The organism is Kribbella sp. NPDC023972, from assembly GCF_040639075.1.
Taxonomy (GTDB): domain Bacteria; phylum Actinomycetota; class Actinomycetes; order Propionibacteriales; family Kribbellaceae; genus Kribbella.
In genome coordinates this window covers 236,064-262,164 of sequence record NZ_JBEZZH010000003.1, presented here as the reverse complement: position 1 = coordinate 262,164, position 26,101 = coordinate 236,064, and the positions used below count along the sequence as shown (strand labels likewise).

23 protein-coding genes are annotated in these 26,101 nt (G+C 68.4%); 12 read left to right on the top strand and 11 right to left on the bottom strand.

From position 1 onward, the window contains the following. Window positions 1-20: 20 nt before the first annotated feature. Entirely contained in the window at window positions 21-503 is a 483-nt protein-coding gene (locus tag AB0F43_RS14295; protein WP_360475271.1) for a cupin domain-containing protein, read from the bottom strand. A gap of 533 nt (window positions 504-1,036) precedes the next feature. Here AB0F43_RS14295 and AB0F43_RS14290 point away from each other — a divergent pair. Then, window positions 1,037-2,011: a hypothetical protein gene (locus AB0F43_RS14290; RefSeq protein WP_360475268.1), complete on the top strand. Its 975-nt coding sequence runs from the start codon at window positions 1,037-1,039 to the stop codon at window positions 2,009-2,011. 60 nt (window positions 2,012-2,071) lie between these two features. Here AB0F43_RS14290 and AB0F43_RS14285 read toward each other — a convergent pair whose 3' ends face one another. After that, entirely contained in the window at window positions 2,072-2,602 is a 531-nt protein-coding gene (locus AB0F43_RS14285) for a DinB family protein (RefSeq protein WP_360475265.1), read from the bottom strand. A 130-nt stretch (window positions 2,603-2,732) separates the two neighbouring features. On the opposite strand from AB0F43_RS14285, the gene AB0F43_RS14280 reads away from it, so the two are divergent. Next, entirely contained in the window at window positions 2,733-3,500 is a 768-nt protein-coding gene (locus AB0F43_RS14280; protein ID WP_360475262.1) for a DinB family protein, read from the top strand. 30 nt (window positions 3,501-3,530) lie between these two features. On the opposite strand, the gene AB0F43_RS14275 is transcribed toward AB0F43_RS14280, so the two are convergent. Then, entirely contained in the window at window positions 3,531-4,250 is a 720-nt protein-coding gene (locus tag AB0F43_RS14275) for a hemerythrin domain-containing protein (RefSeq protein ID WP_360475259.1), read from the bottom strand. 102 nt (window positions 4,251-4,352) lie between these two features. Between AB0F43_RS14275 and AB0F43_RS14270 the strand changes: the two genes are divergently transcribed. Further along, complete coding sequence (locus AB0F43_RS14270; protein WP_360475256.1) at window positions 4,353-7,718, top strand: BTAD domain-containing putative transcriptional regulator; 3,366 nt, start codon at window positions 4,353-4,355, stop codon at window positions 7,716-7,718. A 37-nt stretch (window positions 7,719-7,755) separates the two neighbouring features. Here AB0F43_RS14270 and AB0F43_RS14265 read toward each other — a convergent pair whose 3' ends face one another. Next, the gene (locus AB0F43_RS14265) at window positions 7,756-8,163 is read right to left on the bottom strand and encodes a nuclear transport factor 2 family protein (RefSeq protein WP_360475253.1); all 408 of its coding nucleotides are present in this window, start codon (window positions 8,161-8,163) and stop codon (window positions 7,756-7,758) included. Window positions 8,164-8,352: 189 nt separating this feature from the next. Then, on the bottom strand, window positions 8,353-8,844 hold the full coding sequence (locus AB0F43_RS14260; protein ID WP_360475250.1) for an NUDIX domain-containing protein: 492 nt from the start codon (window positions 8,842-8,844) through the stop codon (window positions 8,353-8,355). On the opposite strand from AB0F43_RS14260, the gene AB0F43_RS14255 reads away from it, so the two are divergent. Continuing rightward, window positions 8,843-9,637 carry a hypothetical protein gene (locus AB0F43_RS14255; RefSeq protein WP_360475247.1) on the top strand — a complete coding sequence of 265 codons (795 nt, stop codon included), beginning with the start codon at window positions 8,843-8,845 and terminating at the stop codon, window positions 9,635-9,637. The genes AB0F43_RS14260 and AB0F43_RS14255 overlap by 2 nt on opposite strands. On the opposite strand, the gene AB0F43_RS14250 is transcribed toward AB0F43_RS14255, so the two are convergent. Next, window positions 9,626-11,026, bottom strand: a complete 1,401-nt coding sequence (locus AB0F43_RS14250) for an FAD-binding oxidoreductase (protein WP_360475244.1) — start codon at window positions 11,024-11,026, stop codon at window positions 9,626-9,628. The genes AB0F43_RS14255 and AB0F43_RS14250 overlap by 12 nt on opposite strands. 173 nt (window positions 11,027-11,199) lie before the next feature. Here AB0F43_RS14250 and AB0F43_RS14245 point away from each other — a divergent pair, with 173 nt between their 5' ends. Together AB0F43_RS14245 and AB0F43_RS14240 are read left to right on the top strand one after the other, a co-directional pair. Further along, window positions 11,200-12,438: a lactate racemase domain-containing protein gene (locus tag AB0F43_RS14245; RefSeq protein WP_360475241.1), complete on the top strand. Its 1,239-nt coding sequence runs from the start codon at window positions 11,200-11,202 to the stop codon at window positions 12,436-12,438. Window positions 12,439-12,472: 34 nt separating this feature from the next. Beyond that, the gene (locus AB0F43_RS14240) at window positions 12,473-13,930 is read left to right on the top strand and encodes an NAD(P)/FAD-dependent oxidoreductase (RefSeq protein WP_360475239.1); all 1,458 of its coding nucleotides are present in this window, start codon (window positions 12,473-12,475) and stop codon (window positions 13,928-13,930) included. A 447-nt stretch (window positions 13,931-14,377) separates the two neighbouring features. Here AB0F43_RS14240 and AB0F43_RS14235 read toward each other — a convergent pair whose 3' ends face one another. Beyond that, on the bottom strand, window positions 14,378-15,751 hold the full coding sequence (locus AB0F43_RS14235) for a cystathionine beta-synthase (protein ID WP_360475236.1): 1,374 nt from the start codon (window positions 15,749-15,751) through the stop codon (window positions 14,378-14,380). Between the two features lie 76 nt (window positions 15,752-15,827). On the opposite strand from AB0F43_RS14235, the gene AB0F43_RS14230 reads away from it, so the two are divergent. Further along, window positions 15,828-16,874, top strand: a complete 1,047-nt coding sequence (locus AB0F43_RS14230) for an SGNH/GDSL hydrolase family protein (RefSeq protein WP_360475233.1) — start codon at window positions 15,828-15,830, stop codon at window positions 16,872-16,874. Window positions 16,875-17,000: 126 nt separating this feature from the next. After that, window positions 17,001-17,231 carry a DUF4287 domain-containing protein gene (locus AB0F43_RS14225; protein WP_337001310.1) on the top strand — a complete coding sequence of 77 codons (231 nt, stop codon included), beginning with the start codon at window positions 17,001-17,003 and terminating at the stop codon, window positions 17,229-17,231. 296 nt (window positions 17,232-17,527) lie between these two features. Here AB0F43_RS14225 and AB0F43_RS14220 read toward each other — a convergent pair whose 3' ends face one another. Next, on the bottom strand, window positions 17,528-18,373 hold the full coding sequence (locus AB0F43_RS14220; protein WP_360475229.1) for a Bax inhibitor-1/YccA family protein: 846 nt from the start codon (window positions 18,371-18,373) through the stop codon (window positions 17,528-17,530). A 172-nt stretch (window positions 18,374-18,545) separates the two neighbouring features. Between AB0F43_RS14220 and AB0F43_RS14215 the strand changes: the two genes are divergently transcribed. Further along, window positions 18,546-19,751 (top strand): GNAT family N-acetyltransferase, encoded by a 1,206-nt coding sequence (locus AB0F43_RS14215; RefSeq protein WP_360475226.1) that lies wholly within the window; start codon window positions 18,546-18,548, stop codon window positions 19,749-19,751. On the opposite strand, the gene AB0F43_RS14210 is transcribed toward AB0F43_RS14215, so the two are convergent. After that, window positions 19,739-20,116, bottom strand: a complete 378-nt coding sequence (locus tag AB0F43_RS14210) for an ester cyclase (protein WP_360475223.1) — start codon at window positions 20,114-20,116, stop codon at window positions 19,739-19,741. The genes AB0F43_RS14215 and AB0F43_RS14210 overlap by 13 nt on opposite strands. A gap of 224 nt (window positions 20,117-20,340) precedes the next feature. Here AB0F43_RS14210 and AB0F43_RS14205 point away from each other — a divergent pair, with 224 nt between their 5' ends. The 3 genes from AB0F43_RS14205 (at window position 20,341) to AB0F43_RS14195 (ending at window position 24,178) form a co-directional block, all read left to right on the top strand. Continuing rightward, entirely contained in the window at window positions 20,341-21,648 is a 1,308-nt protein-coding gene (locus tag AB0F43_RS14205) for an NAD(P)/FAD-dependent oxidoreductase (RefSeq protein WP_360475220.1), read from the top strand. 222 nt (window positions 21,649-21,870) lie between these two features. Continuing rightward, window positions 21,871-23,586: a PDR/VanB family oxidoreductase gene (locus AB0F43_RS14200; RefSeq protein WP_360475217.1), complete on the top strand. Its 1,716-nt coding sequence runs from the start codon at window positions 21,871-21,873 to the stop codon at window positions 23,584-23,586. Between the two features lie 13 nt (window positions 23,587-23,599). After that, a complete protein-coding gene (locus AB0F43_RS14195; protein WP_360475214.1) occupies window positions 23,600-24,178 on the top strand; it encodes a PadR family transcriptional regulator in 579 nt (192 codons plus the stop codon). 22 nt (window positions 24,179-24,200) lie between these two features. Here AB0F43_RS14195 and AB0F43_RS14190 read toward each other — a convergent pair whose 3' ends face one another. After that, complete coding sequence (locus AB0F43_RS14190; RefSeq protein ID WP_360475211.1) at window positions 24,201-24,857, bottom strand: response regulator transcription factor; 657 nt, start codon at window positions 24,855-24,857, stop codon at window positions 24,201-24,203. A gap of 76 nt (window positions 24,858-24,933) precedes the next feature. Next, window positions 24,934-26,058: a histidine kinase gene (locus AB0F43_RS14185; RefSeq protein WP_360475208.1), complete on the bottom strand. Its 1,125-nt coding sequence runs from the start codon at window positions 26,056-26,058 to the stop codon at window positions 24,934-24,936. Window positions 26,059-26,101 lie beyond the last annotated feature (43 nt).

Here is a 26,101-nt window from a genome sequence, read left to right as displayed (position 1 = left end):
ACGAGTGCCGCAGCATTGACCTACTCCTCGATACCGCAGAGGTGTTCGGTCGTGATTGTCAGGGGCGCGGCGCCCACCGGCACGATGAAGGTGCCGACCACGACGGCGTCGGTGTCCGGGTTCTCGTTCTTGACGAGCATCGATGCTTCGGGGCCCATCTCGAAGAACGTCTCGCCAGGCCCGTAGACCGTCTTCTCGCAGTCCTCGGTCCAGACCGAGATCTCGCCCGACTTGATCACCACGAAGACAGGGCCCGGATGGATGTGCCAGCCGGCTGACCCACCTCCCTTGGCGAACGTGACTTGCAACGTGGCCACGTCGACAGGGCCCTTCGTCTGGATCTTGATGTCGCCGACGTTGACCTTCACCTTCTCCGCAAGCGTCCCGCGCGCGAGCGGCACCGCCGTCGTGCCGCCCGGCGGATGCGTAGCGGAGACTGTCCCAGCAAGCGCCAGCGACACAGCGATCCCGAGCAGCAGTGTGAGCCACAACGACCTTCTCATTGGGAACCTCCAAATCGCCCCGGCGCTACCGGGCCAGGAAAGGGGTCTCCGCGTTGGCTTCGAGATCCGGGCAGCCGTGCAGAAACGTCTGGTACGCGTAGTCCCCTCCCGACGGGTGACGTCGGATGAAAGACCCTGGGTGTCAGAACCAGGGCTCGAACCAAGCCCAGCCCCCAGCAGCGGCCTCATGTGGGTTGAACCGTGTGCCGGCAACGACGACAGCCCCACGCCTTCCATCCGGACTACTCCGGCCTCACGGGTCTGTCAATGACCCGAGCCCCGCCGGTTCGTACGGCGGCTCCCAGCCCACGGTGACTTCTCCGGCGTACCGTTCCCAGCCGACGTGTGGTGGTGGCCGCACTGTGGAAACCCGCTTTCTCGGTGGCGCCGGCGACCGTGTGATCTCGCCACGGCTTCTGCCCGGTGGGGGGATGAAGCTGCCATCTCGGGGGGTCGAGTGGGGGGTCCCGGGTCTGACGGCCCGGGCGTTCGGTCGCTCCTTCCTCCGGCTAGGTCCATGGGACGGGAGCACTATGAAAGTACCGGCAATGCTGTGTGGATTGGGTCTGCTGGTGGCCGCGCCGACAGCGAGTGCGGATTCGCCGACTCGGATCCTCAACACGATCACCTCGGTCTCCTGTGTGTTCGAGACAGCGCGGGGTGATTACGTCTTCTTCGGAGCAACGGCGAACACCTTGGACGCCGCCTCGGGGTCGTACATGTTCGTCGAGACCGCGGACTACGACATGGTCGCGGAGGGCTGGGAGGGTACGGCGGTGTTCGCCGGCGACGGCTCATTCGCGGCTGACGTCGAGCTCCTCGACTCCGACACGGAGGAACCGCTCGGCCTCGCGTCGGTCGAAGCAACCCGCACCCTGCTGGCAGCTCCCGTAACTGAGGACCTCCAGGAGCGAAGCGGGAACAGCTGGACCATCGGGACGGTGACCACGACCGAATACCGCGTGGACGTCGGGTCCGCGACCATGCCCGGGCAGACAGTTCTGGCCGGCGACGACGACTGCATCTCTGAGGTCATCACCTACGACGTGATGACCACCAACCCGGCTGCGGCAATCTCTTCGGACTCCGACTTCGAGTCGGCGATCTGCGACCTCGAAGGCCTCCCGAACGGCCAGGTGGCGCTGAGCCAGGATCGACCGGGCGTGCGGTACGACGTCGTGATCGATGATGGTGTCAACCCGCAGGAGGCAGAGGGCGTCCTCAACCTGCCCGGCCGGACAGCCGGCGGTACGTCGCCGCTCATCGACCACGTCACCGGGCAGCAGATCGGCGAGCTCACGATCAACGTCGAACTGCGCCGCATCGGCGCTCGCAGCCAGCAGTCGGACACCTTCGACGGCATCACCGAGCGCGGCGTCGTGGTCCCGTATCTCGCCACCATCACCGTCAGCACCTCAGACGGCCGCTCCAGCGTAGCCCGCTGCTATGCCGAGGACTACACGAGCAAGCTCATCGTCCGCCCATCAGCCAACGACGGCGGGCACTGACTCAACAGCCTCCCGGGCTGAAATGGGGGGCGTCACCCGATTGAGTGACGCCCCCTTGCGTCAGCCCATGGTCTTCTGGCCGTCGATCGACTCACGGATGATGTCCGCGTGGCCGGCGTGCTGGGCGGTTTCGGCCGCGATGTGGAGGAAGACGCGGCGGACGGTCCAGAACACACCCGGGGGTTGCCACGGGGCGGCGGGGAGTTCGTAGCTGGTGTTGAGGTCGAGGGTGCGGACCAGGTCGTCGGTGGCGGCCGCGACCTTCTCGTACTCCGCCAGTACGCCGGCCAGCGTCTCCCCCTCGGTGAGACGGAACTGGTTCTCCCACTCGGCGATCATCTCCGGGGTGAACTCGGTCTCCTCCGGGGTGCCATCGCCACCGCCGTTCTGGGCGAACTCGGCCCACCTCCGCTCGACCGCGGTGACGTGTTTGATCAAACCACCGACCGTCAGCGCACTGGCGGTGCTGCGGGTGCTGGCCTGCTCGTCGGAGAGACCCTCCGCGGTGTAGCGCAGGAAGTAACGGTGCTTCCCGAGGAAGTCGAGGATGTCGGCCCGCTCACCGGTGGTCGCAGTCTGCTCGTTCGTCATGCTTCGAGCCTACGAGACGTACCGGTCAGTTTTTGTCCTCTACTTCCATCGATCTTCCTCTGTCACCGCACGCGGCCAGGGGCCGGCTTTCCGGAAGGAGAACGTCCGGAAACAGGTCTACCGTGAGGGCATGGGATTCATGGACGGCTGGTCAGGGAAGCGGATCGAGCGGGTCGATCTGACCGGCGCGCTGGTCCGGGATGTGGATCTTCGGGGCGCCCGGTTCGAGCGGGTGGTGCTGACCGGCACGAGAATGCGCGGCGTCGAGCTCGGCCACCTGACGATCGACGGCGATGTCGAGGACCTGGTCATCAACGGAGTCGACGTCGCGCCGTACGTGTACGCCGAGCTGGACCGCCGCTACCCGGATCGGGCCAAGATGCGGCCGACCGATTCGGCCGGCTTCCGGACCGCGTGGGACATCCTCGAATGCCTGTGGGACGGGACGGTCGAGCGGGCCCGCGATTTCAGCCCGGAGCAGCTGCACGAGCGGGTCGACGGCGAGTGGTCGTTCATCGAGACGCTGCGCCACCTGGTGTTCGCGACCGACGCCTGGGTACGGCGGGTGATCCTCGGCGATCCACATCCGTGGGACGCGCTCGACCTCCCGTTCGACGGGATGCCCGAGACCCCGGGCGTTCCGTGGGATCGCGACGTACGCCCGGACCTGGACGAAGTCCTTGCCTTGCGCAACGACCGGATGGCGACGGTACGCCGGTACGTCGACGAGCTGACCGAGGAGCGCCTGGAGGCCGACACCACCCCGGTCCCCGAACCCGGCTGGCCGGACTCCGTCAGTTACCCCGTCCGCGACTGCCTCCTGATCGTCCTCAACGAGGAATGGCAACACCGCCTCTACGCCGAGCGCGACCTCGACCTCCTGGAAACCCTCCGGTGAGCGTCGACCTGCACGCTGTCCTCATGATGGTCAGGCGTAGCGGAACGCCTTTTGGTCGATGGTGGTGAAGCGGCGTCTGGTCAGGCGGTACAGGACGGTGTAGGCACGCCCGGCGTCGCGGATGACTTTGGCGAGCACATCCTGTGGTACGTCGTACGCGATCCAGTTGATGAGGAACGGAAGCAGCTTGGGTGGATAGCCTTTCGCCGCGGCCGACTCCGCTGCCTTCCACTCCTGCGGGGTCATCGTGGCCTGCACGAGGGGAAGTGCCTCGGTCTCCTCGTGGTGGAGGTGCTGGACCAGCGCCTCGCGAAGTGCGGTGACGCGGACGTCGAGAGCGTTGCGGTGGTCCGTGCACGGGTGCTCGTTCATGGCCGCGAAGCCGGTCCGCATCGACTGGAGGGCGGGGTCGATGACAGCGTGCTCGGCCTCCATCGCCTCCAGGGTTGCGCGGTCGTCGGCGCGACCGGCGGCGTCGGCGTGGGCCATCAGTACGGGCCAGAACGCTTCATCCTCGATGGTGTGGTGATGGTGCAGGACCGTGTCGAACCTGTCCCACCTCCGGGTGAGCGCCGCCCAGGTCTCCGTGTCGCCGACCGGAGTGTTGCGGATCGCCGACACGAACCGGTCGAGATCGCGCCGGAACGCGTGGTGCATCAGGTACATGCCGGTCTGGTCGTACGGACCCTCGGCGGTGTGCGCCTGACCGGGTAGGGTCACCTGCGGTGTGAACGCCTGCTGCTGATTCATGGTCGCCCCTCTGAGTTCTCCTGGCGGTACCACTGTCCGGCCGCACGCTTGAGCGCGACTTGAGACCGGCTTGTGCAGGCACTCAAGGTCTACCCTGACCTGGTGGAGATCGCCGTCCTCGGCGCTTGTCGCGCCATCGAGCCGGCCCGTGACGGTGGTCCGGCCCGGGTCGTGGCTCTCGGCGCGCGCAAGCCGCGATCGGTGCTGGCGGCGCTCACCCTCCATCTCGGGTACGACGTCTCGCCCGATCTTCTCGTGGACCTCGTCTGGTCCGGCGAGGCCCCGGCAGGCGCGCACGGAACCCTTCATTCGTACATCTCCGGTCTACGTCGCGCGCTCGAGCCGGATCTCGGCCCGCGTGGCCGGCCGACCGTTCTCGTCACGACGGACCACGGCTACCAACTGGCGCTGCCCCACCGGGACGTCGACGCCTATCGCTTTCGCGACGAGGTCCGCAGTACGCATCGCGCTCTGGCCCCGTTAACGAGCCAACTGGCCGTCGCATCCGCTGACGGATGGCCTGATCGCGATGACATCGCGGCGGGAGTCGAGCGGCTCGAGCAGGCGCTGGGCTGGTGGACAGGCGAAGCCTTCGCGGATCTCGGCGGCCATCCCGATGTCCTGGCACAGCGCGCCGCGCTGGAGGAGCTCCGGCTGACCGCGGAAGAAGACCGTGTCCTCGGCCTGCTCGCGCTCGGCGATCATGCCACGGTCGTCGCCATCACCGAGCAGTCCACCGCGCGGCACCCATTGCGGGAACGAATCTGGGGCTTGCACGCGCTCGCACTGGCACGCTGCGGCCGGCAGGCCGAAGCCCTGGCCGCGTTGCGGCAGGTCCGTGGTGTCCTGGCGGACGAACTGGGGATTGATCCAAGCCAGGAGCTCCGCACGCTCGAACATGCGATCCTCGTCCAGGATCAGCGGTTGAAGCCGCCCACTCCGGAACGCCGTTCAGCGTTGGCGGGCGTGACAACAGCGGAGGCGGCACCGGTGACCGGCGCATGGGAAACAGTCGGCCGGGAGGCGGAGACCGCGGCGCTGGCGCACCTCCTCGATCGGTCGACGGCCGGCCAACCGGCCGCCGCACTGCTGGTTGGCGAGGCCGGGATCGGGAAGTCACGCCTGGTCGACCAATTGCTGACCGAAGCGCGCCGCCGCGGGATGGCCGTCGCGATCGGACGCGGCTCACAGGATGACGGCGCGCCTCCCCTGTGGCCCTGGCGATCGGTACTCGACGACCTCGCCAGGTCCGGCGGTGCGTACGCCGTACCAGATCTGGACGCCGCCGCAGGCTTCCGGACCTGGGAGGCGGTGGCCGCGGCGGTGATCCGCCGATCTGCGGAGACTCCGATCCTCGTGGTTCTCGAGGACCTGCACTGGGCCGACACCGCCTCGCTCCGGACGCTGACCCATCTCGTCCGGACGGCGGGTCCGGGCGACCGGGTCGCGGTGGTGGCGACGCGGCGCCCATGGCCGGAACCGACCGGCGCGCTCGCCGAGGTGGGAGAAGCGATGGCCCGGCGCCATGCCACCCGGATCGACCTCACCGGCCTGTCGTTCGAGGACGCCCGCCGGTTGGTGTCCGCCGTCTCCGGACAGGAGACTCCGCCGCGCGACGTGCGAGCCTGGCACGACCGCGCCGGAGGGAACCCGTTCTTCCTCGTCGAGCTCGCCCGCTCAGGCGACGTCGCGTCTGTCCCGGCGACGGTGCGCGACGTACTGCTGCGCCGGCTCGAAGCCCTGCCCAATGCCAGTCGCGACACGCTCGTACTGGCCGCGGTCCTCGGCCGGACCTTCAGCGTGGATCTCCTTGCTGTGGTCAACGATCGCACCGCCGACGACGTCGACGACCTCCTCGAACCGGCCCGCGCGGCCGGCCTGATCGTCGATGACCGGGCCGGGATCATGTCCTTCACGCACGCCCTCACCCGGGACGCGGTGGCGAGCTCGGTTCGGTCGACGCGACTCGCCCGGCTACACGGCCAGACTGCCCACGCCCTGGAGAACCGCTCAGAGGTCGCACAGCTGCTCCGGCGGGAGGAGCTGATCGCGGAGGTCGCTCGGCACTGGCTGGAGGCAGGCCCGCTGTACGTCGGCCGAGCCTGGCGGACCGCGGTCGCGGCGGCGGAGCAGTCCCGGCGGGTGTTCTCGCACGAGGAGGCCGCGGAGCTCATGCGAGCGGCGGTGGAGGCGCATCGGCGTGACCCGGCCGGCACCGCCGAGGAGCGACATGCGCTGCTGCTGGCCCGGGCAGGCGACTGTCAGCGGATGGCCGATTGGTACGCCGTCGTCGACTGTGCCGTCGAGGCCATCGCACTCGCCCGGTCGACCTCCGATCCGCATCGCCTGGCCGAGGCCGCGGCGGAGATGACGCGTCACTGCCTCTGGGTTCCGCACGACTGGAACGTCGTACTCGAGGACGTGATCGACGACCTACGCTGGGCGCTCGCCGTCCTGCCGCCCACGGACTCGATCGCGCGCTGCCGTGCCATGCTCGCGCTGGCCGTCGAGCTGTACTACGAGCGCAACGCACACGCGGAGTTGTGCGCCCTTGTCGACGAGGGTGTCGCGATGGCCCGCCGCATCGGCGACCCGGAACTTCTCTGGTGGGCGACCCGCGCGGGCTGGATGGCCCTGTGGCTTCCCAGTCGGCTCGCCGACCGTGAGCTGCTCGGCCGGGAAAGCCTCGCCGTCGCCGAGCAGCTCGACGATCCCGACGTACTCGCGCTGTCCCACGCCATCGTGGCCTGCGGCGCTCTCGAGCGAGGCGATCCCCACGGCTGGCGGGTGCACGCCGCCGCTGCGGAACGGCTCGCCCGGCGCCGGCGGCTGGCGTTCGTGAGCTACGTTCTCGGCTTCGTCGACGTGACGCTGGCTGGGCTGCGTGGCGATGTCGCCCGTGCCCAGACCGGTGCGGACCTGCTCCGCGAGCTGCGGTACCAAATCCACCTGCCGGCGCAGGACGGCCACGAGGCCGGGATCGCCCTGGCCACCGGCTACTGGATGCCGGAGCTGCTCGAGCCGTTCGTGGACCCCATGGCCGCCGCGATGGACGCGACCGACCTCGACATCGGGCTCACCGTCGTGTACGTCGCGCTGGCTCGGGTCGGCCGCATCGACGAGGCCCGGCGTCGTCTGCGCGATCGCCCGATCGCCATTCAGAACGAATACTGGAGCACGTCGATGGACGCCGCTCTGCTGGCCGAACTCGCGGTTCACGCCCGTGAGCCCCACCTCGCCCGACGTGCGCGCGACGTCCTTCGCCCGCTGTCCGGGCGCATGTCGGTCTCGGGCTTCTCCGTCACCATCGGCCCGATCGATGGCTACCTCGCGCTCGCTGAGGTGGTGGGCGGCGATCGCTCGATGGCGACCGAGTACGCCGATCGCGCCGTACAGCAGGCCTCGACCTGGGACTTCCCGCTCTACCTGTCCTGGCTCGAACGCCACCGCGAGGCGCTCGAGTTCTGACGCCGTACGCCGAGGGCGTCGGCGAGCGTGCCCGGAATCAGTCGGCTGTCGTCTGCAGCGTGTCGGCGTGGCGGTGGAAGACCTTCCACTCCCCGTTCTCCCGGCGGTAGAGCTGGGTGACCCGCAGGGTGTATTTCCGCGGCTCGCCCTGAAAACTCGCCGCGGTGTGCTCGTAGCCGACCGTGTACGCGAGCTCGCCACTCACCTCGGCCGAGATCACCTCATGTGTGTACGACGTACAGTCGCTGAAGCTGTCCTCCAGTCGCCCGAAGATCTCCTCGGCCTGCGCATGGCTGGTGCCGGTCATCCAGGCGCCGAGCACAGTCACCGGATCCTGCCGCGACCAGAGCTCCCGCCGAGGTCCGGCGTCACCGTTGTGGAGGGCGACTTCCGCGTCCCGGAGCCGCGTGGTCACCCACTCCAGGAAGTCCTCTCGTTCAGTCATGGTCTCCTCCCCTCTCCTGCTTCGATTGAAGTTCGTCCACGCCCGGATCACCAGAGTTCACAGTCCCGGCCGGGCGGGAGTCGTACACGGGCAGCCAGGAGATGGCGATCAAACCCGTTGCCACCAGCAATGTCAGGCGTGGGCCGACCAGCGTGCCGAGCGCCCCGCAACCCGCTCTGCCTGACGAGGTCAACGAGCCTGGAACAGCCCCGACGCGCGATAGGCGGCGTACAGGTCCAGGACCACCCTGGTCGGCGGATGCAACTCCGCGGGGGCCTCCGCAAAGAACCCAAGGGCAAGCACCTCCTCCGGGTCCGCCGCCAGCGCCCCCGTCCAGCGACGCGCCTCGAAGCACATCGCGAAGCAATGCAAGACGTCGCCGTTGGGGTAGGTGAGCGTATGGATGTCTGGCTCGGAGAGCGAGGCGAACGGGACCAGGTCCTGCTCGGCGACCTGCAAGCCGGTTTCCTCGTGGAGCTCGCGGGCTGCTGTGGTGCGGAAGGTGTCACCTGGTTCGGCCGCGCCGGCGGGGAGTTCCCAGAGGCCGGTGTCGCGGCTTTGCTGGAACAGGATTCGACCGGCGGTGTCCAGCACCAGGACCTGGGCGCCTGGCATCAGCAGGAGGCGGGAGCCGACGTGTTGGCGGAGTTGCCAGAGGTAGGAACCCTTGTACGACGTCATGGATGAGAGTGTGGAGCACGTGGAGTGGATCAGGCGGCGCGCGGGGAGTTTGCTGGCGTTGGGGTTGGTGCTGGGGCTCGGGTGGACGGTGTGGGTCAGCACCTCGATGCCTGGATGGTTTGATCCGGCGGAGGCTTGTGCGTTGCGGTTCGGTGGGGACGACAGCGCCGGCGTTGAGGTGGACACGCGGTGGTTCCCGCCCTCGGCAACGTGTGACTTCGGGGGCGGGAACGTTCAGGAGTTCATCTCGCCGGCGAAGTCGGCGGTGCTGTCCGGGTCAGGTGTGCTGGCCCTCGTGGTGCTGGCCGTCGGCTTGGTCCTGACCGTACGGCGGTTGGCCGGCGAGCCAGGGCCGGCAAGGACCGCGGACGGTGTCGACCTGGGCAAGCGGCGGATGAGCCAGTTGACCTTCGGCGCGCTGGACATGGCGGTCGCCGTCGCCGTGCTGACCGCCGCCAACGCGTTCGCGGTCGCGCTCGGAGGTCTGCCTGGAGGCATCATGTTCGCTCTCGCCGCGATGATCGGCCTCAGCGCGCTGTCCGTCGTACTCGATCGCCACGTCGGCCCACTCCCGAGTACGGCGCTCGACAGCCGGCGGCGCGGTACCACTGTCGGCTTGACCGTCTTCGCCGTGGTGTTCGCCGCGACCGCGGTCACCGGGCAACTGCCGTTCTTCCGGCTCTGGTCCGTCCCGCTGGCCGCGATCACGTACGCCGTCGTGGCCGCCGTCCAGTGGTCCCGCCTACCCCACTACAAACGGGACCACCAGACGACGCGTCAGTCAGCCGGTTGAACGCTCCGGCCAGCCTGGAAGGATGTTCTGGTTGAGGTGGAAGACGTTCTCGGAGTCGAACTCGCACTTGACCCGGGACAGCCGGTCGTAGTTCTCCTGCCCGAACCCGGCGACCACCCGGTCCTGCCCTTCGTTCCCGATGAAGTTCAGGTACACGTACCCCGTCGCCCACTCCTGCAGATCGGCGCACAGATCCCGCGACCACTGCCGCCCACGCGCGTCGTCCGCCGGATCCGACCACAGGCCGAACGGGTGCACCACCCACGCGGCCTGGCGGTGCGGCAACGGCCATTTGTCGGCGTCCCGCAGTACGGCTCCACCCCACGGGAGAAGGGCCTGCTGCGACGGTGACGGCGCCGGCATATCCATCGCCCGGTCGGTGAACAGCTGCACGGCGGCGTCCGGGAAGGACGACAGATGCTCGGCCGACCAGTAGTTGCGATACCCCGGCGGATCGTCGAGCGCCGAGTTCACCTCGGCGTACGGCATCTCGGCGACCAGCTCACCGACCGGCCCGAGCGCGAACATCGGCGCCAAGGCGTCCCTCGCCTCCGCTTCGGGACCGGCGTAGACACCACCGGCCGCCACCACCAGCTGCCCCTGCAGATGCTCGGGCACGAACGGCTCCGGCGGCGCGGTCAGGAACAGCACGCCCCCGCCGAGGTTCTCCGACACCCCCGCCTCGATCAGGTCCCGGTACGCGCGAATCACAGCAGGGCCGGCCTCGGCCGGCCAGAGCAGCAATCCCAGCGTGGCTGTCGGCACCTCCTCCAGGCGGAACGTCAGCGACGTCGCGACGCCGAAGTTGCCGCCGCCTCCGTGCAGCGCCCAGAACAGCTCGGTGTTCTTCGTCTCGTCCGCGATCAGCAGCCGGCCGTCCGCGGTGACGAGCTCGACCGAGATCAGGTTGTCGCAGGCGAGGCCGAACTTCCGCTCCAGCCACCCCGAGCCGCCGCCGAGGGTGAGGCCCGCGACCCCGGTGGTCGACACCCGGCCGCCGGTAGTCGCCAGGCCGTACGGCTGACAGGCCCGGTCGAAGTCGCCCCACGTCGCGCCGCCACCGACCCGGGCGATCCGCGCGTCCGGGTCGACCTGGACGCCGTTCATCCGGCGCAGGTCGACCACCAGTCCGCCGTCGGTCACGCCGGCCCCGGCCACACTGTGGCCGCCTCCCCGGACCGCGAGCTCCAACTCGCGGGCGACGCCGTACTGCACCGCCGCCACCACGTCGGCCGCCGACTCGCACTGCGCGATCATCGCCGGCCGTTTGTCGATCATCGCGTTGAAGACGGTCCGGGCCTCGTCGTACGCCGCGTCCCCCGCCTGCAGCAGCACCCCGCCGAAACCTTCCGGTCTCGCCCCGGACGGCCGCTCGATGGTGTCGGACATGTCGAACTCCCCCTCGATCTCAGCCCGCTCCCCGGCTGACAAGCCGATCGTGCGCCGCCCCCGTGGCCCGGTCAACGGCTCGATCCCTTACCTGCCGCTGACGGATCCCTTGCCTACCAAGCGTTTCCTCCCGATCACGGCTCGGAACCGCCGCAGGCACTAGGGTGGAGGGCATGGACGCGCGACCGGCGGCGGTGATCGGTGGACCCGGGCAGGTGCTGACCGAGGACGAGGTGGTGAGTTTCGTCGGCGACTCCCTTAGCGGCGCCGGGCTGGAGGGGCGCAGCGTCTGCGTGATCGTCCCGGACGCGACCCGCAGCTGCCCACTTCCGCTGCTGCTGAAGGCGGTGCACCAAGCCCTCGACGGCCGGGTCGGCAAACTGACCATCTTGGTTGCCCTCGGCACGCACGCGGAGATGACACCGGACCAGCTCCGCGCCCACCTCGGCGGCGAGTACGACGGCGTACTGAACCACGAGTGGTGGAAACCGGACACGTTCGCCGACCTGGGCACGATCAGCGCGGACCGGGTCGGCGAGATCTCGGATGAGATGCTGCGCGACGAGGTACCGGTGAAACTCAACCGGGCCGTGGTCGAGCACGACGTCGCCCTGGTCGTCGGCCCGGTGTTCCCGCACGAGGTGGTCGGCTTCTCGGGCGGCAACAAGTACTTCTTCCCCGGCGTGGCCGGCCAGGAGGTCATCGACTTCTCCCACTGGCTGGGCGCGCTGATCACCAGCTCGAACGTCATCGGTACGCCGGGGATCACGCCGGTCCGGGCGTTGATCGACGAGGCCGCAGCGCTGATCCCAGCGGAGAAGCTCGCCCTGTCGGTGGTGGCGCAGTCAGGCACGAACGCCCTGCACGCGGTGGCCTTCGGCGACACGATCTCCTCGTGGCGCGCGGCCGCCGAGATCTCCGCGCAGACGCACGTCCGCTACCTCGACCATCCGGTCCGGCGGGTCGTGTCGGTGATGCCGACCAGGTACGCCGACATCTGGACCGCGGCCAAGGGTTTCTACAAGGTCGAGCCGGTCGTCGCCGACGGTGGCGAGGTCGTCCTCTACGCCCCGCACGTCACCGAGCTCGCCGCGATGCACCCGGAGATCGAGGAGATCGGCTACCACTGCCGCGACTACTTCCTCGGCCAGTGGGATCGCTTCCGCGACCTGCACTGGGGCGTCCTGGCCCACTCCACCCATCTCCGCGGCGCCGGCACCTGGGACCCCGTGACCGGCGAACACCTCCGCGTCCACGTCACTCTGGCGACCGGCATCCCGGCAGACGTCGTACGCCGGGCCAACCTTGCGCCCCTGGATCCGGCCGACGTCGACCTCACGGCGTACGAGAACGATCCCGACACCCTCGTCATCCCGAACGCGGGCGAGATCCTCTACCGCCTGAAGCACTAGCCCGTGAGGTGACTCGCCGGTAACCTCGGCTGCTATGACTGGGGCTGAGGTTGTCGTGGTGGGGTCCGGGTTCGCCGGGTTGTGCATGGGCATCAAGTTGCGCCAGGCCGGCTGCGAGAACTTCGTCATCCTGGAGAAGGCCGACGAACTCGGCGGCACCTGGCGGGACAACACGTATCCCGGCTGCGCGTGCGACATCCCGTCGTACCTCTACTCGTTCTCGTTCGAGCAGAACCCGCACTGGACCCGGATGTTCGCGCCGTGGGACGAGATCCTTGCCTACCTCAAGCATTGCGCCGACAAGTACGCCATCGCCGGCAAGATCCGGTACGGCGCCGAGGTCACCGAAGCCGTGTTCGACGAAGCGACCGGCCGGTGGACCGTCACCGTCAACGGCTCCGAGACGATCGAGACCCAGGCCTTGGTCGCGGGCGTCGGCAGCCTGCACCAGCCCAAGGTGCCGGCCATCCCGGGCCTCGACTCCTTCAGCGGTACGACGTTCCACTCGGCGCAGTGGGAGCACGCCCACGACCTGCGCGGGCGGAACGTCGCGGTGATCGGGACCGGCGCATCGGCGATCCAGTTCGTGCCGCGGATCGCCATGGACGTCGCGCACCTGGACGTGTACCAACGCACTCCACCGTGGATAACGCCCAAGCCGGACCGGGCTATCGGCCGGTGGGAACGTCGGCTGTACGAGCGGTTCCCAGCCGGCCAGCGTGCGATCCGCAATGCCATCTACTGGGCTCTCGAAGGTCGCGGCGCCGGCTTCGCGGGCAACCCGAAGTTGATGAAAGGCCTTGAACTACAGGCGAAACGACACCTGCACAAGCAGGTGGCCGATCCCGAGCTGCGGGCAAAGCTGACACCGGACTACCAGATCGGCTGCAAGCGCATCCTGATCTCGAACGACTACTATCCAGCCCTCGCGCGACCGAACGTGGATGTCGTCACCGCCCCGATCTCCCGGGTCACCCCGACCGGCGTGGTCACCTCCGACGGTGTCGAGCAGGCCTGCGACACGATCATCCTCGGGACCGGGTTCGAGGTGTCCGCCAACCTGACCCGGATGCCGATCCTGGGCGAGGACGACATCGACCTGGCGGAGCACTGGAAGCGCAACGGTATCGGCGCCCACCTCGGCATCACCGTCGCCGGCTACCCGAACCTCTTCCTCCTGGTCGGCCCGAACACCGTGCTCGGCCACTCGTCGATGGTCTTCATGATCGAGGCCCAGGTCCGTTACGTGATGCAGGCGCTGCACCTGCTCCGGCGGCGCGGAGCGTCGTACGTCGAGGTCCGCGAGGAGGCGCAGGAGCGGTTCGTCGGCGGCATCCAGGGCGAGCTCGGCGACACCGTCTGGCAGTCCGGCTGCAACAGCTGGTACCTGGACGCCGAGGGGCGCAACTCGACCATCTGGCCCGAGTTCACGGTGTCGTACTGGCGCCGCACCCGGCGGCTCGATCCAGCCGATTTCGTGCTGGTCCACTAGGCGGTGTCTGACGGTTCAGCGCCGTAGCGAGCAGGTGCTCGGTGCGGTAGCTCGGCGTGCTGGAGTGAAGGTCTCGATGCGGATCCATCGTGGCCTTTGCTCCAGTGCGGCGAGATGCCGTGCCGAGTGCCGCGCAGTAGGCGGGGAACCGTCAGACACCGCCTAGGCCGCGGCTGGTGTTCCCGCGCCCTCAGGGTTTACCCGCACTCCTGAAGTAGGAGCAGCCGGGGTTCGGCGTACGACCTTGGGATGAAGGCAAGACCGGTCCTCGGGCCGATGTCCACACGGGCGCGACAAAGGATTCTTGAGGTATGGAAATCCTTCAGATCGCCGGAGCGGCGGCCATCGTGATCGGCATCGTGGTCACGGCCCTGCTCGCCATCCTGCCCTCGGTCGTGGACCGATAAGTCTCCCACCGCCGGAACCCTTGCGGCTCCGCGGTGAGAGTCAGTCGACGGACAGGTGGACCAGCAGGTCCTGCCGGGTCAGAACGCCCACCGGCTTGCCGTCGTCCAGCACCATCAGGGCGTCCCGATCCTCGAGCAGCTCGACCGCCTTGACCACCGGTTCACCGGCGCCCAGTGACGGCAGCGCCGGGTCCATGTGCTGCTCGACCATGTCGGCCAACCGCGCCTTGCCGGAGTACAGGGCGTCCATCAACGTCCGCTCCGACACCGCGCCGGCCACCTCGGCCGCCATCACCGGCGGCTCCGCCCGGACCACCGGCATCTGCGAGACGCCGTACTCACGCAGGATGCCGATCGCCTCGGCGATCGTCTCGTGCGGGTGGGTGTGGACCAGCGGCGGCATGCCGCCGTCCTTCTGGGCGAGGATGTCGCCGAGCGTCGTGCCCTGCCGGGTCGCGGCGAGGAAACCGTACTGCGACAGCCAGTCGTCGCTGAAAACCTTGGTCATGTATCCGCGGCCGCCGTCCGGCAGCAGTACGACGATGACGGCTTCGGGATCGTCGAGCTCGTGCGCCAGCCGGATCGCGGCCGCGGCCGCCATCCCCGCGGAGCCGCCGACCAGCATCGCCTCCTCGCGGGCCAGCCGCCGGGTCAGCGCGAACGAGTCCGCGTCCGACACCTCGATGATGCGGTCGCAGATGTTCCGGTCGTACGTCTCCGGCCAGAAGTCCTCGCCGACACCCTCGACCAGGTACGGCCGGCCGGTGCCGCCGGAGTACACCGAGCCCTCCGGGTCCGCACCGATGACCTGCACCCTGCCGCCGGAGACCTCCTTCAGGTACTTGCCGGTGCCGCTGATCGTGCCGCCGGTGCCGACACCCGCGACGAAGTGGGTGATCTTGCCCTCGGTCTGCTCCCAGAGCTCCGGGCCGGTGGTCTCGTAGTGCGAGCGCGGGTTGTTCTGGTTGGCGTACTGGTTCGGCTTCCAGGCGCCCTCGATCTCACGGACCAGGCGGTCGGAGACGTTGTAGTACGAGTCCGGGTGCTCGGGTGCCACCGCCGTGGGGCAGACCACGACCTCGGCGCCGTACGCCTTGAGCACGTTGCGCTTGTCCTCACTGACCTTGTCCGGGCAGACGAAGACGCACTTGTAGCCCTTCTGCTGGGCCACCATCGCCAGCCCGACACCGGTGTTGCCGGAGGTCGGCTCGACGATCGTGCCACCCGGCTTGAGGTCGCCGGAGGCTTCCGCGGCCTCGACCATCCGGACCGCGATCCGGTCCTTCACCGAGCCGCCGGGATTGAAGTACTCGACCTTGGCGAGCACCAGCGGCTTGGCGCCGTCAGTCGTCTTCGACAGCTTCACCAGCGGGGTGTTGCCGACCAGGTCCAGGAGAGAGTCTGCGTAACGCACATCTTCACTGTAGTGATGTCTGTGTCGTTTCCCCTATTTCGCTTGCTTGTCTGTGACAGCGTGTAATCCTTGAGTCATGAGTGACCGGGGCGATGCGGGGAGAGCAACCAGTGGAGCCCGGGCCGCGAAGCGACTTGCCCAGGCCGCTGCCGTCGGGGGCGGGGGTCTCGGACTCATCGGCGCCACGCTGTACGGCGTACTGACCGCTGAGGCCGAGTACGCGAAGCGCGTGATCGGGCCGATGCGTTACTACCCGACCCCGGGCGACGGCCTCTACGGCCGGTATCCAGGCCATCCGATCACGTTCGCGATCCTCGGCGACTCCAGCGCCGCCGGCTACGGCACCGAGTCGCCGGAGGAGACTCCCGGCGTCCTGCTCGCCTCCGGGCTCGCCGACCTGGCCAAGCGGCCGGTCCGGCTGATCGACGTGGCGAAGACCGGAGCCAAGTCGACCGATCTGGCCGCGCAGGTGGATGCCGCCCTGCAGGCCGGGCCGCAGGTGGCGGTCATCCTGATCGGCGTCAACGACGTGAAGGCGAAGATGCCACCGTCGACCTCGGTTCGGCTGCTCTCGGCCGCGGTCCGCAGATTGCGGGCCGCGCACTGTGAGGTGGTGGTGGGTACCTGCCCGGACCTCGGCGTGGTCCGGCCGATCATGCCGCCGCTGCGGCAGGTCGCCCGGTCCTGGAGCCACCGGCTGGCCGCCGCTCAGACCATCGCAGTGGTCGAGGCAGGCGGCCGAACTGTGTCCCTCGGGTCGCTGCTCGGCGAGGTGTTCCGGACCAACCCGTCGATGTGGGGGCGGGACAACTTCCACCCGTCCGCCACCGGGTACGCCGCCGCCTCCGCCGCGCTGCTGCCGTCGGTGGCCGCGGCGGTGGGTGTCGGGCCGGAGTCGTTCGTGCATCCGGAGTCGTTCCGGGGCGAGGCGATCCTGCCGATTGCGGAGGCCGCCGCACAGGCCGCTCGCACTGCCGGCACAGAGGTCGCGGCCACCGAGGTCGCCGGCCGCGAACGTGGCCCGCGGGGTCGCTGGGCGGCGTTGCGTCATCGGCGCCGGCACCCGAAGGCCGAGGTCGAGCGGGTCGACGAGGACGTCACCGCCTTACCGGTCGGGCAATAGCGGCGCGTCCGCTGAGCGGGGGACTTTGATGCTCTGTTGGCATTTTGATGGAGGGAGTCTTGCCTAGCGGCGGCTGCGTGGTGCACAGTCGATAACTACGCGGTACCCCGATGACGGGAGGCGAAGATGGGCTTGAACCACTCCGAGGAGACGCACCAGCGTTTGGTGGAGAAGGTGCCCAGGTGCACCGGACGCGAGATGACCGAGTGGTTCCAGCTGATGAACGACGGACCGTCGTTCCTGCGCTTCGACGACAGAGTGAGATGGCTTTCCAGCGAGTACGCCCTCGCGCACGGGCACGCAACCGCCATCGTCCACGAGTACGACCTGGTCAAGGCGCACCGGCGAATGGGCTGACAAGCCGAACAGGAGTCAGAAGACCTGCCCTTTCAGGTGGAGGGGCAGGTCTTCTCTGTTCCTGTGCAGGTCCAGCAGCCAGGACCTCGTTCTCGAGCCCAGCGCCCACAGGACTTCAGCCTCCGCCCCGGGTCTCGCCCCAGAACAACAACCAAACCCGGCCGCTGCGGCGAGCAACCGGCGGCGACCGGGTCGGCCGCATGACCGCCGGCAGAAACCCCAGGGCCACCTGAACCTCAAAAACACCGAAGGGCCGGTCCACCTGGGCCGGCCCTTCGGGTTGGTGCGTTTGGTTGTCAGTCGCCGCCGCGCAGGATGGCGAGGATGCGCAGCAGGTTCCAGTACAGCCAGACCAGGGTGACGGTCAGGCCGAAGGCAGCCCGCCAGGCCTCGTTCTGCGGGGCGCCGTGCTTCACACCCTGCTCGATCATGTCGAAGTCGAGGATCAGGTTGAACACCGCCAAGCCGGCACCGATCGCGGCGAACAGCAGACCCATCGGGCCGAAGCCGCCGATACCGGAGTTGAAGCCGAGCAAGCTGGCGATGAAGTTGATCAGGATCACGCCGGCGAAGCCCATCGTGGCGATGATCACCATCTTGGTGAACCGCGGCGTCACCTTGATCGCGAAGTACTTGTACGTCGCCAGCGTCAGGCCGGCCGTCACCATCGTCGCGAGCACCGCCTGCACGACGATGCCGGGGTCGTTGACCAATTCCGCGATGAACTTGCTGCCGATTCCGAGGAACACGCCCTCCGCGGCGGCGAAGACCATCACCAGCGCGGGGTTGACCCGGCGGGAGAAGGACAGCACCATCGCGAGCACGAAGGCCAGCAGCGCACCGCCCAGGAACGCGGGGGTGACCAGGCTGACCGGGATCATGTACCAGGCGATCGCGGCGACGAGCACGACGACGCCCAGTGTGGCGGCGGTCCGGACGATCACGTCGTCCATGGTCATGGGGCGGCTGTCGGCCGGCGCTCCCTGGTACTGCTGGGGCGGCATTCCGGGTCCGCCGTACTGGCCGGGCTGACCGTACCCATAGGGACCCGGCTGACCGTACGGAGCGGCCCCCGGATAAGCCTGGCCATGGCCAGGCGCGAACGCACTCGACCGGTTCAGGACCGGGTTACTGCTCTGCATTGTCATCCTCCTGGTGACCCACACCTGGGGCCGTACAGAGATACTACGGTCCGACCCTTAACAACGCCTGAGGAACAGTCACCTGTTCCCCAACCGAAACCACCCAAAAGTCGATCAGCACCGGCAGAAAACCCGTGGAGGATCGCGCGATGGGTGCGTAGCTTGGCCAGCTATGGCAGAGCCGTACGTGATCCGGCCGGCGATGGCCGGTGACGTGGAGTTTCTCACCGATGTCGTCGTCGCGGCGACGCGTGCGCAGGGGCGGCTGCTGGCCGACTTCAACGCGGTGCAGCGGAGGGCCTACGCCGAGTGGACGATCGAGACGCTTGCTGACACGTCCGTGGTCGAGCTGTACGGCGAACGGGTCGGCCGGCTGAGGATCCGTCGTACCCCGGAGTCCGTCGAGCTTGGCGGTATCCAGCTGCACCCGGACGTCCAGAAACGCGGCATCGGTACGGCGATCATCAAAGGGCTCCAGGCCGAGGCTGCCGCCGCCGGCGTACCACTCGACCTCAGGGTCGAGAAGGACAACCCCGACGCCCGGCGGCTCTACGACCGCCTCGGGTTCACGAAGATCGGCGAAGAGGGCACCGAGGACAAGCTCCGGTGGAGCAGGCGAGAGATGACTTCCGTGCAGGATGAGATGTGGGGTGTGGACACCGCGCGGCGGTACGACACTCCTGGAACCGGGATGTTTGCGCCTGAGGTGCTCGGGCCGACCGTTGATCGGCTGGCGGCGCTGGCGGGGGACGGGCGGGCGCTCGAATTCGCGATCGGCACTGGCCGGGTGGCGGTCCCGCTGGCGGAGCGCGGCGTACCGGTGACCGGCATCGAGTACTCCCCCGCGATGGTCGACCAACTGCGCACGAAGGTCGACGAGGAGACCATTCCGGTCGTCATCGGAGACATGGCGATCACACGCGTCCCCAGGGAGTTCACGCTCGTCTACCTGGTCTTCAACACGATCGCCAACCTGTTGACCCAGGCCGAACAGGTCGAGTGTTTCCACAACGCGGCCCGCCACCTCTCCCCCGGCGGCCGCTTCCTCATCGAGCTCTGGGTCCCGGAGCTCCGTCGCCTCCCACCCGGTACGCCGGCCACGGTTGGCGTGTCAGAACCCGGCTACATCCTCCTCGACACGTACGACGTACTCCACCAGCGCGTCGTCTCACACCACTTCCACTTCGACCAGGGCGGAGGCACTCAGGCGGAACTCTTCCGCACCCCACACCGCTACATCTGGCCCGCCGAACTGGATCTGATGGCCCAATTGGCCGGCTTCGAGCTCGAAAGCAGACACGCGGACTGGACCGGCGCGGACTTCACCGCCGACTCCCCCTCCCACGTCTCGACCTACCGCCTCGCTCAGCCGAGCTGAGCGAGGACCGACGAGTCGAGGTCGCCCCAGCTGTCCGCGATCTTGCCGTCCTGCAGGCGGTAGAGCGCGAACTCCTGCGCCCTGACCACCCGCCCTGTCGCCGGTACGTCGAGAAACGTGCCGGCGTGAGTCCCGGTGTCGATCAGATGGGCGGACAGCCAGTCGCCGTCGACGAGGAGATGTTGCACCTCCCAGTGGTAGTCGGGGAACGCCTCGACTACCGACCGCAGGCCGGCGGCGTACCCGTCCAGCCCCATCGGCGCCCCGTTGACCCGCACGTCCCGGTCGACGAACTCGCCAAGCTCCTCGAACCGGTGCTGGTTGCACCGTTGCAGGTACCGCCGGTAGAAGGTCGCACGCTCCATCACCCCATGCTGACATTCGGTGGGGCTTGCGGTTGTGTGTCGACGCTGGTCGGAACGCGGTGGATCGCGCTTCCGGGGGCACCATGACTACATGACGAATCCCTCTCCAGAGGGACTGTTCCGATGGGTGAGATCACTCGCAAGAGGGTTTGTGAAAGTTTTCACGAGTGCAGTAACCTGAAGTCGACATGAAGTCATAGATCCACTCAGGGAGAGTGAACCGCATGACAGCCCAGGTGCCGCACATCCTCGTCGTCGGAGGCGGTTACGTCGGGATGTACACCGCGTACAACTTGCGTCGCGCCGCCCGGAAAGGCCAGATCCGGGTCACCGTCGTCGACCCGCGATCGGTGATGACGTACCAGCCGTTCCTGCCCGAGGCCGCGGCCGGCTCGGTGGAGCCGCGGCACGTGGTGGTGCCGCTGCGCAAGACCCTCAAGGGCTGCCGGGTGGTGACCGGCCGGGTCACCGGGATCGACCACGCGAACAAGGTCGCCAAGGTGATGCCCGAGGAAGGCCCGGAGTACGAGCTGGCCTACGACCAGGTCGTGGTCGCGCTCGGCTCGATCGCCCGGACGCTGCCGATCCCCGGCCTGGCCGAGGAGGCGACCGGGTTCAAGAACGTCGAGGAAGCGATCGCGCTGCGCAACAAGGTGCTGGACCGGCTCGACGTGGCCTCGTCACAGCCCGACCCGGCACTGCGCAAGTCCGCGCTGACCTTCGTCTTCGTCGGTGGTGGGTACGCCGGTGTCGAGGCGTTCGCGGAGCTGGAGGACATGGCCCGCTACGCCACCCGGTACTACGACAACATCAAGCCCGAGGACATGCGCTGGGTGCTGGTCGAGGCGACCGGCCGGATCCTGCCGGAGGTCGGCGAGGAGCTCGGCAAGTACACCGTCGACCAGCTGCGCAAGCGCAACATGGACATCAAGTTGGAGACCCGGCTGGAGTCCTGCGAGAAGGGTCACGTGATCCTCAGCGACGGCGACGAGTTCGACGCCGACACGATCGTCTGGACCGCCGGGGTCAAGGCGAACCCGGCGCTCGCGGCGACCGACTTCCCGCTGGACGAGCGCGGCCGGGTCAAGTGCCTGGCGAACCTGCGGATCGAGGGTGTCAACGACGCCTGGTCCGCCGGTGACAACGCGGCCGTCCCCGACCTCACCTCGGACACCGGCGCGTACTGCGCCCCGAACGCGCAGCACGCGGTCCGCCAGGCACGCCGGCTGGCCGAGAACATCCTGCGCGTGGTCGACGGCAAGGCGCCGGAGGACTACGAGCACAAGTACGTCGGCTCGGTCGCAAGCCTCGGCCTGCACAAGGGCGTCGCCCAGCTGTACGGCGTGAAGGTCAAGGGCTGGCCCGCCTGGTTCCTGCACCGGACCTACCACGTGTCCCGCGTCCCCACCTTCAACCGCAAGGCCCGCGTCATCCTCGACTGGACCCTGGCGCTGTTCTTCCGCCGCGAGGTGACCAGCCTCGGCAGCCTCCAGATGCCGCACGAGGAGTTCCGCCGCGCCACCCGGTCCTGACAGCTGACGTCCGAAGAACTGGCGACACGTCTCGCCAGTTCTTCGGACGTAAGGATCAGCACCCCGGAGGCCGACTCGGGGGTGAGTGGGCGCGGGTGACTGATCCTGCTGGCTCCCTGGCTCAGACGTCAGGGACGGATGGGGGCGTGACCTGATGCCGCAGGTTCAGGGAAGTAGTCACTATCGACTAGTTAGCAATGACTAGTTGAGAGGTGGGCCTTCATGGTCAAGGCCAGGAACGCTCTGTTCGTCTATGCCGGATTGGCGGCTGTGCTGACCCAGCTGCCTTCGCTCTTCCCGCTGCGACTTCCGGACCTGCGCACGCCGTTGCTGATCGCGCTCGCGGTGACGGCGGCCGCGCTCGGCCTGTTGCTCGCCGTACGGCCGTCGGCGCCGCGGCCAGTGGTGCTCGGGCTGGGCTGGGTGCAGTGCCTGCTGACCATCGCGCTGGCGTTCGTGGTCGGGGACGTGCTGGTGATGTTCGGCTGCTGGATCGCCGTCCCGATCCTGGCCCTGCTGGCCGGGCAGCTCGGCCGGCGGCCGCATCGGGCACTCGTCGCCGCGCACGTGATCAGCGCGGCCGCGTGGGTCGGGATCGCCTGCGCGGTGGTCACGCTGGCCGTGATCGGGATGACCACGCGGGACCTCGACACGGCGGTGATCGTCTACCAGCTCATCTCGTACTTCGACATCACCGTGCTGCCGTGGACGAACTTCGCCACCACGCTGACCGGGATCGCACTCGGCCTGACCACCCGCTGGGGCCTGATCCGGTACCGCTGGGTCGCCGCCAAGTTGATCATCTCGTTCGCGATCCTGGCCTCGGCCTTCGCGTACGTCGAGGACTCGGTCGGCGCCGTGATCGAGAAGGCCGAGCACCACGCGCTCACCGGCGGTACGACCGACCAGCTCGGCAGCGGTGGCGGTGTGGTGTTCGCCGGGTTCGGGCTGCCGATGCTCAGCCTGTTCGCCGCGATGTTGCTGTCCCTCTACAAGCCGGGCGGGAAGACCCGATGGGGCCGTCGGCAGGCCGCCAAGGGTGACGTCAAGATCGCCAAGATCACCCCGCTGGCCGACGAGACGATCGGACTGACGCTGCGTCCGGTGAAAGGCTCGCTGCCGGCGTGGGAACCGGGTGCTCACATCGACCTGGTCTTGCCGTCGGGACTGGTCCGGCAGTACTCGATCGCCGGTGAATCCGACGGCGCCTACCAGGTCGCCGTACTGCGGGAACCGGAAGGGCGCGGTGGATCCGCGGAGATCCACCAGTTGCGGGCCGGGACTCACATTGGCATGCGCGGGCCGCGGAACAAGTTCCCGCTGGTCGATGCGCCGGCGTACCTGTTCATTGCCGGAGGCATCGGGATCACGCCGTTCCTGCCGATGATCGCTGCGCTCGGGGATCGCGACTGGCGGCTGCTCTATCGGGGGCGTTCGCGGGCGTCGATGGCCTACGCGGCCGAGTTGGAGCGCGACGATCGCGTGACGCTGCTACCGGCCGACGAGGTGGCGCGACCGGACTTCGCCGTACTGCTGGCCGATGTCGCTCCCGGTACGGCCGTGTACTGCTGTGGACCGGAGTCCTTGATGAAGGCGGTCGAGGAGGCGATGCCGTCGCACGCGACGTTGCACACCGAGCGCTTCGCGGCTACGGCTCGATCTGGTGCGGCGGAGGCCTTCGAGGCCGTGTTGCAGCGGAGTGGGGTCGTCGTACAGGTACCGGCCGAGCGGAGTCTGCTGGCCGCGATCCATGACGTCGATCCGACGCTGGATGCGTCCTGCGAGGATGGGATCTGCGGGAGCTGCGAGGTCCGCGTACTCGGTGGTGTCCCGGACCATCGGGACGATGTACTGCAGAATCATGAGCGGGACCGGACCGACCTGATGTATCCGTGTGTCTCGCGGGCGAAGGGCCGGCGCATCGTTCTGGACGTCTAGTGGGAGGGCGAGCATGGCAGCAGGGGTGCGGAACCCGCTCGGCCTCGTCGTGCTCGCCTTCCTGCAGGAACGGCCGATGCACCCGTACGAGCTCGGCCGGCTGCTGAAGAGCCGGAACAAGCAGAAGAGCATCAAGTACCGGCACGCGTCGCTCTACATGGTGGTGAAGCAGCTCCACCGGGACGGGTACATCGAGCCGCAGGAGACGAGCCGGGCGGGACAGCTGCCGGAGCGGACCGTCTACGCGCTCACCCTGTCCGGGCGGGAGGTGCTGATGCGGGAGCTGCGGGAGCTGGTCGCCGTACCGGCGAAGGAGTACTTGCGGTTCGAGGCCGCGCTCGCGTTGATCGTCGTACTGCCGCCGCCGGAGGTCGTCACGCTGCTCGGGGAAAGGCTGCAGGCGTTGACGGAGCGGATCGCCGAGCTCCGGGAGAAGACGCGGGCGCGGGACGATGTCGAGTGGATCCACCTGATCGAGTACGAGTACCAGCTCGCGCTGGCGGAGGCCGAGGAGAAGTTCGTACGACGCTTCCGCGCGTCAGTGGACAGCGGTGACGTCGGGGAGCTCTGGCAGGGGCTTCACCCGAGCTGATCCCGCATCCAGATCCGCGTTGCTAGTCGTGCAGGAGGCCGGCGTCGTGGACCAGTAGGGCGATCTGGACGCGGTTGTTCAGATCGAGTTTGGTGAGGATGCGGGACACGTGCGTCTTCACCGTCGGGACGCTGAGGTAGAGGGTCGCGCTGATCTCGGCGTTCGACTTGCCCTCACCGACCGCCACCGCGATCTCCCGCTCACGGTCGTTCAGCTGTGCCAGTCGGTTGATGGCCTTGCTCTTGCGCTGGTCGGTGCCGGACGCCGCGACCCGGGTGATCAGCCGCTTGGTCACGGTCGGCGACAACACCGGCTGCCCGGCGGCCACCCGCCGTACCGAATCGACGATCTCGGCCGGCGGGGTGTCCTTCAGCACGAACCCGGCCGCGCCGGCGCGGAGTGCACGCAGTACGTGCTCATCGGCGTCGAACGTGGTCAGGATGATGACTTCGGGTGCGTTCGGACGACGGCGTACCGCCTCCGTCGCGGTCAGGCCGTCGGTGCCGGGCATCCGGATGTCCATCAGTACGACGTCCGGCACGAGCCGGTCGATCAGCCCCAGCACGCCGCCGTCGCCGGCCTCGCCGACCACCCGGATGTCCGGGGCCCCGGCCAGCATCATCTTCAGCCCGGCCCGCAACAATGGATCGTCGTCGACGATCAACACCCGGATGCTCATCCACGTCCTCGCTTCGCTCCGGGCGCGGATGAGGCACAAGATGCGCTGTGCTTGACGATGACCTCGCTCCGCTCGCTCATGCGGGCCACGGTAACCAGGCGAAGAGCCGGAACTCGCCGTCGGGGGTGCGGCCGTGTTCCAGCCGGCCGTCGACGAGCGCGGCGCGTTCGGTGAGTCCCAGCAAGCCTTTCCCATCTCCTCGTCTGCGGTTCGGTGCGGGGTTGCGCAGCTCCACTTCCAAGCCGTTGCCTGGGGCACCGATTACGCGGATCCGCACCGGCTCTCCCGGCGCATGCTTGAGCGCGTTGGTCAACCCCTCCTGCACGATCCGGTACGCCGTCCGCCCGACGTGATCGGGCAACGTGCCGGGAGCATCCAGGACGAGCTCGACCGGGAGACCGGCCTCGCGCGAACCCTCGACGAGCACGGGCAGGTCGGCGAACGTCGGCTGCGGGAGCTCGCCGACAGGCGCACGCAGTACGCCGATCACCTCGCGCAGATCCTGGAGCGCCTGGTGGGCGCTGGCCCGGATGATCTCGGCGGCCCCGGCGACCTCCTCGGTGGACGCGTCCGGGCGGTAGGCGAGCGCGCCCGCGTGCACGCTCAGCAGGGACAGGCGGTGGCCGAGGACGTCATGCATCTCGCGGGCGATCTCCTCGCGTGCTCTGAGTTGGCTCTGCTCGGCCTGGAGCTTGGCCACGATCTCGGCCCGCTCAGCCCGGTCGCGGAGCGTCTGCAGGAGCTGGCGCCGGGAGCGGATGTACAGCCCCCAGCCGGCCACCGCCACGTACATCGCCACCGCCGCTATGAGGACAGCGGCGGGGTCGTCCGGCTTGTTTCTGACGTCGATGTAGATCATCAGGCTCACCGCGTTCGCCGCGAAGATCAGCAGCGAGATCTTCAGTGGCCGGTAGACGGCCACGGTCAGGATCAGGAGCAGAGTCGCACCGCCGGCCGTGTCCGAGAAGGTGGAGACCGCCGCACCGATGAGGGCCAGCTGGACCGGCCAGCGGCGACGGAACCACAGGGCCAGACAGAGCGCCATCCCGAAGTAGAAGTCGAACGCGAGCAGGTCCGGGCTGATCGGGTCCTTGCTGCCTTGGTCGTACAACAGGAAACCGGAGAAGACCGCGACGACGAAGACGAGCGAGTCCACAATCCAGTCCCGCGCGCTGCGGCGGGGACGGACGGGCTCGGTCATGGCTACGAATGTAGCGGTGCGTAAGCGCTCTCCGGTCTCGTTG

Bases quoted from the DNA above. Each gene is read 5' to 3' on its own strand.
- AB0F43_RS14290 (WP_360475268.1), top strand. From the start codon at position 1,037: ATGAAAGTACCGGCAATGCTGTGTGGATTGGGTCTGCTGGTGGCCGCG.
- AB0F43_RS14265 (WP_360475253.1), bottom strand. From the start codon at position 8,163: ATGACTGAACGAGAGGACTTCCTGGAGTGGGTGACCACGCGGCTCCGG.
- AB0F43_RS14190 (WP_360475211.1), bottom strand. From the start codon at position 24,857: ATGAGCATCCGGGTGTTGATCGTCGACGACGATCCATTGTTGCGGGCC.
- AB0F43_RS14245 (WP_360475241.1), top strand. From the start codon at position 11,200: ATGGACGCGCGACCGGCGGCGGTGATCGGTGGACCCGGGCAGGTGCTG.
- AB0F43_RS14215 (WP_360475226.1), top strand. From the start codon at position 18,546: ATGGCAGAGCCGTACGTGATCCGGCCGGCGATGGCCGGTGACGTGGAG.
- AB0F43_RS14220 (WP_360475229.1), bottom strand. From the start codon at position 18,373: ATGCAGAGCAGTAACCCGGTCCTGAACCGGTCGAGTGCGTTCGCGCCT.
- AB0F43_RS14275 (WP_360475259.1), bottom strand. From the start codon at position 4,250: ATGAATCAGCAGCAGGCGTTCACACCGCAGGTGACCCTACCCGGTCAG.
- AB0F43_RS14185 (WP_360475208.1), bottom strand. From the start codon at position 26,058: ATGACCGAGCCCGTCCGTCCCCGCCGCAGCGCGCGGGACTGGATTGTG.
- AB0F43_RS14250 (WP_360475244.1), bottom strand. From the start codon at position 11,026: ATGTCCGACACCATCGAGCGGCCGTCCGGGGCGAGACCGGAAGGTTTC.
- AB0F43_RS14255 (WP_360475247.1), top strand. From the start codon at position 8,843: ATGGATGAGAGTGTGGAGCACGTGGAGTGGATCAGGCGGCGCGCGGGG.
- AB0F43_RS14285 (WP_360475265.1), bottom strand. From the start codon at position 2,602: ATGACGAACGAGCAGACTGCGACCACCGGTGAGCGGGCCGACATCCTC.
- AB0F43_RS14295 (WP_360475271.1), bottom strand. From the start codon at position 503: ATGAGAAGGTCGTTGTGGCTCACACTGCTGCTCGGGATCGCTGTGTCG.
- AB0F43_RS14225 (WP_337001310.1), top strand. From the start codon at position 17,001: ATGGGCTTGAACCACTCCGAGGAGACGCACCAGCGTTTGGTGGAGAAG.
- AB0F43_RS14230 (WP_360475233.1), top strand. From the start codon at position 15,828: ATGAGTGACCGGGGCGATGCGGGGAGAGCAACCAGTGGAGCCCGGGCC.
- AB0F43_RS14195 (WP_360475214.1), top strand. From the start codon at position 23,600: ATGGCAGCAGGGGTGCGGAACCCGCTCGGCCTCGTCGTGCTCGCCTTC.
- AB0F43_RS14200 (WP_360475217.1), top strand. From the start codon at position 21,871: ATGGTCAAGGCCAGGAACGCTCTGTTCGTCTATGCCGGATTGGCGGCT.
- AB0F43_RS14210 (WP_360475223.1), bottom strand. From the start codon at position 20,116: ATGGAGCGTGCGACCTTCTACCGGCGGTACCTGCAACGGTGCAACCAG.
- AB0F43_RS14280 (WP_360475262.1), top strand. From the start codon at position 2,733: ATGGGATTCATGGACGGCTGGTCAGGGAAGCGGATCGAGCGGGTCGAT.
- AB0F43_RS14205 (WP_360475220.1), top strand. From the start codon at position 20,341: ATGACAGCCCAGGTGCCGCACATCCTCGTCGTCGGAGGCGGTTACGTC.
- AB0F43_RS14260 (WP_360475250.1), bottom strand. From the start codon at position 8,844: ATGACGTCGTACAAGGGTTCCTACCTCTGGCAACTCCGCCAACACGTC.
- AB0F43_RS14240 (WP_360475239.1), top strand. From the start codon at position 12,473: ATGACTGGGGCTGAGGTTGTCGTGGTGGGGTCCGGGTTCGCCGGGTTG.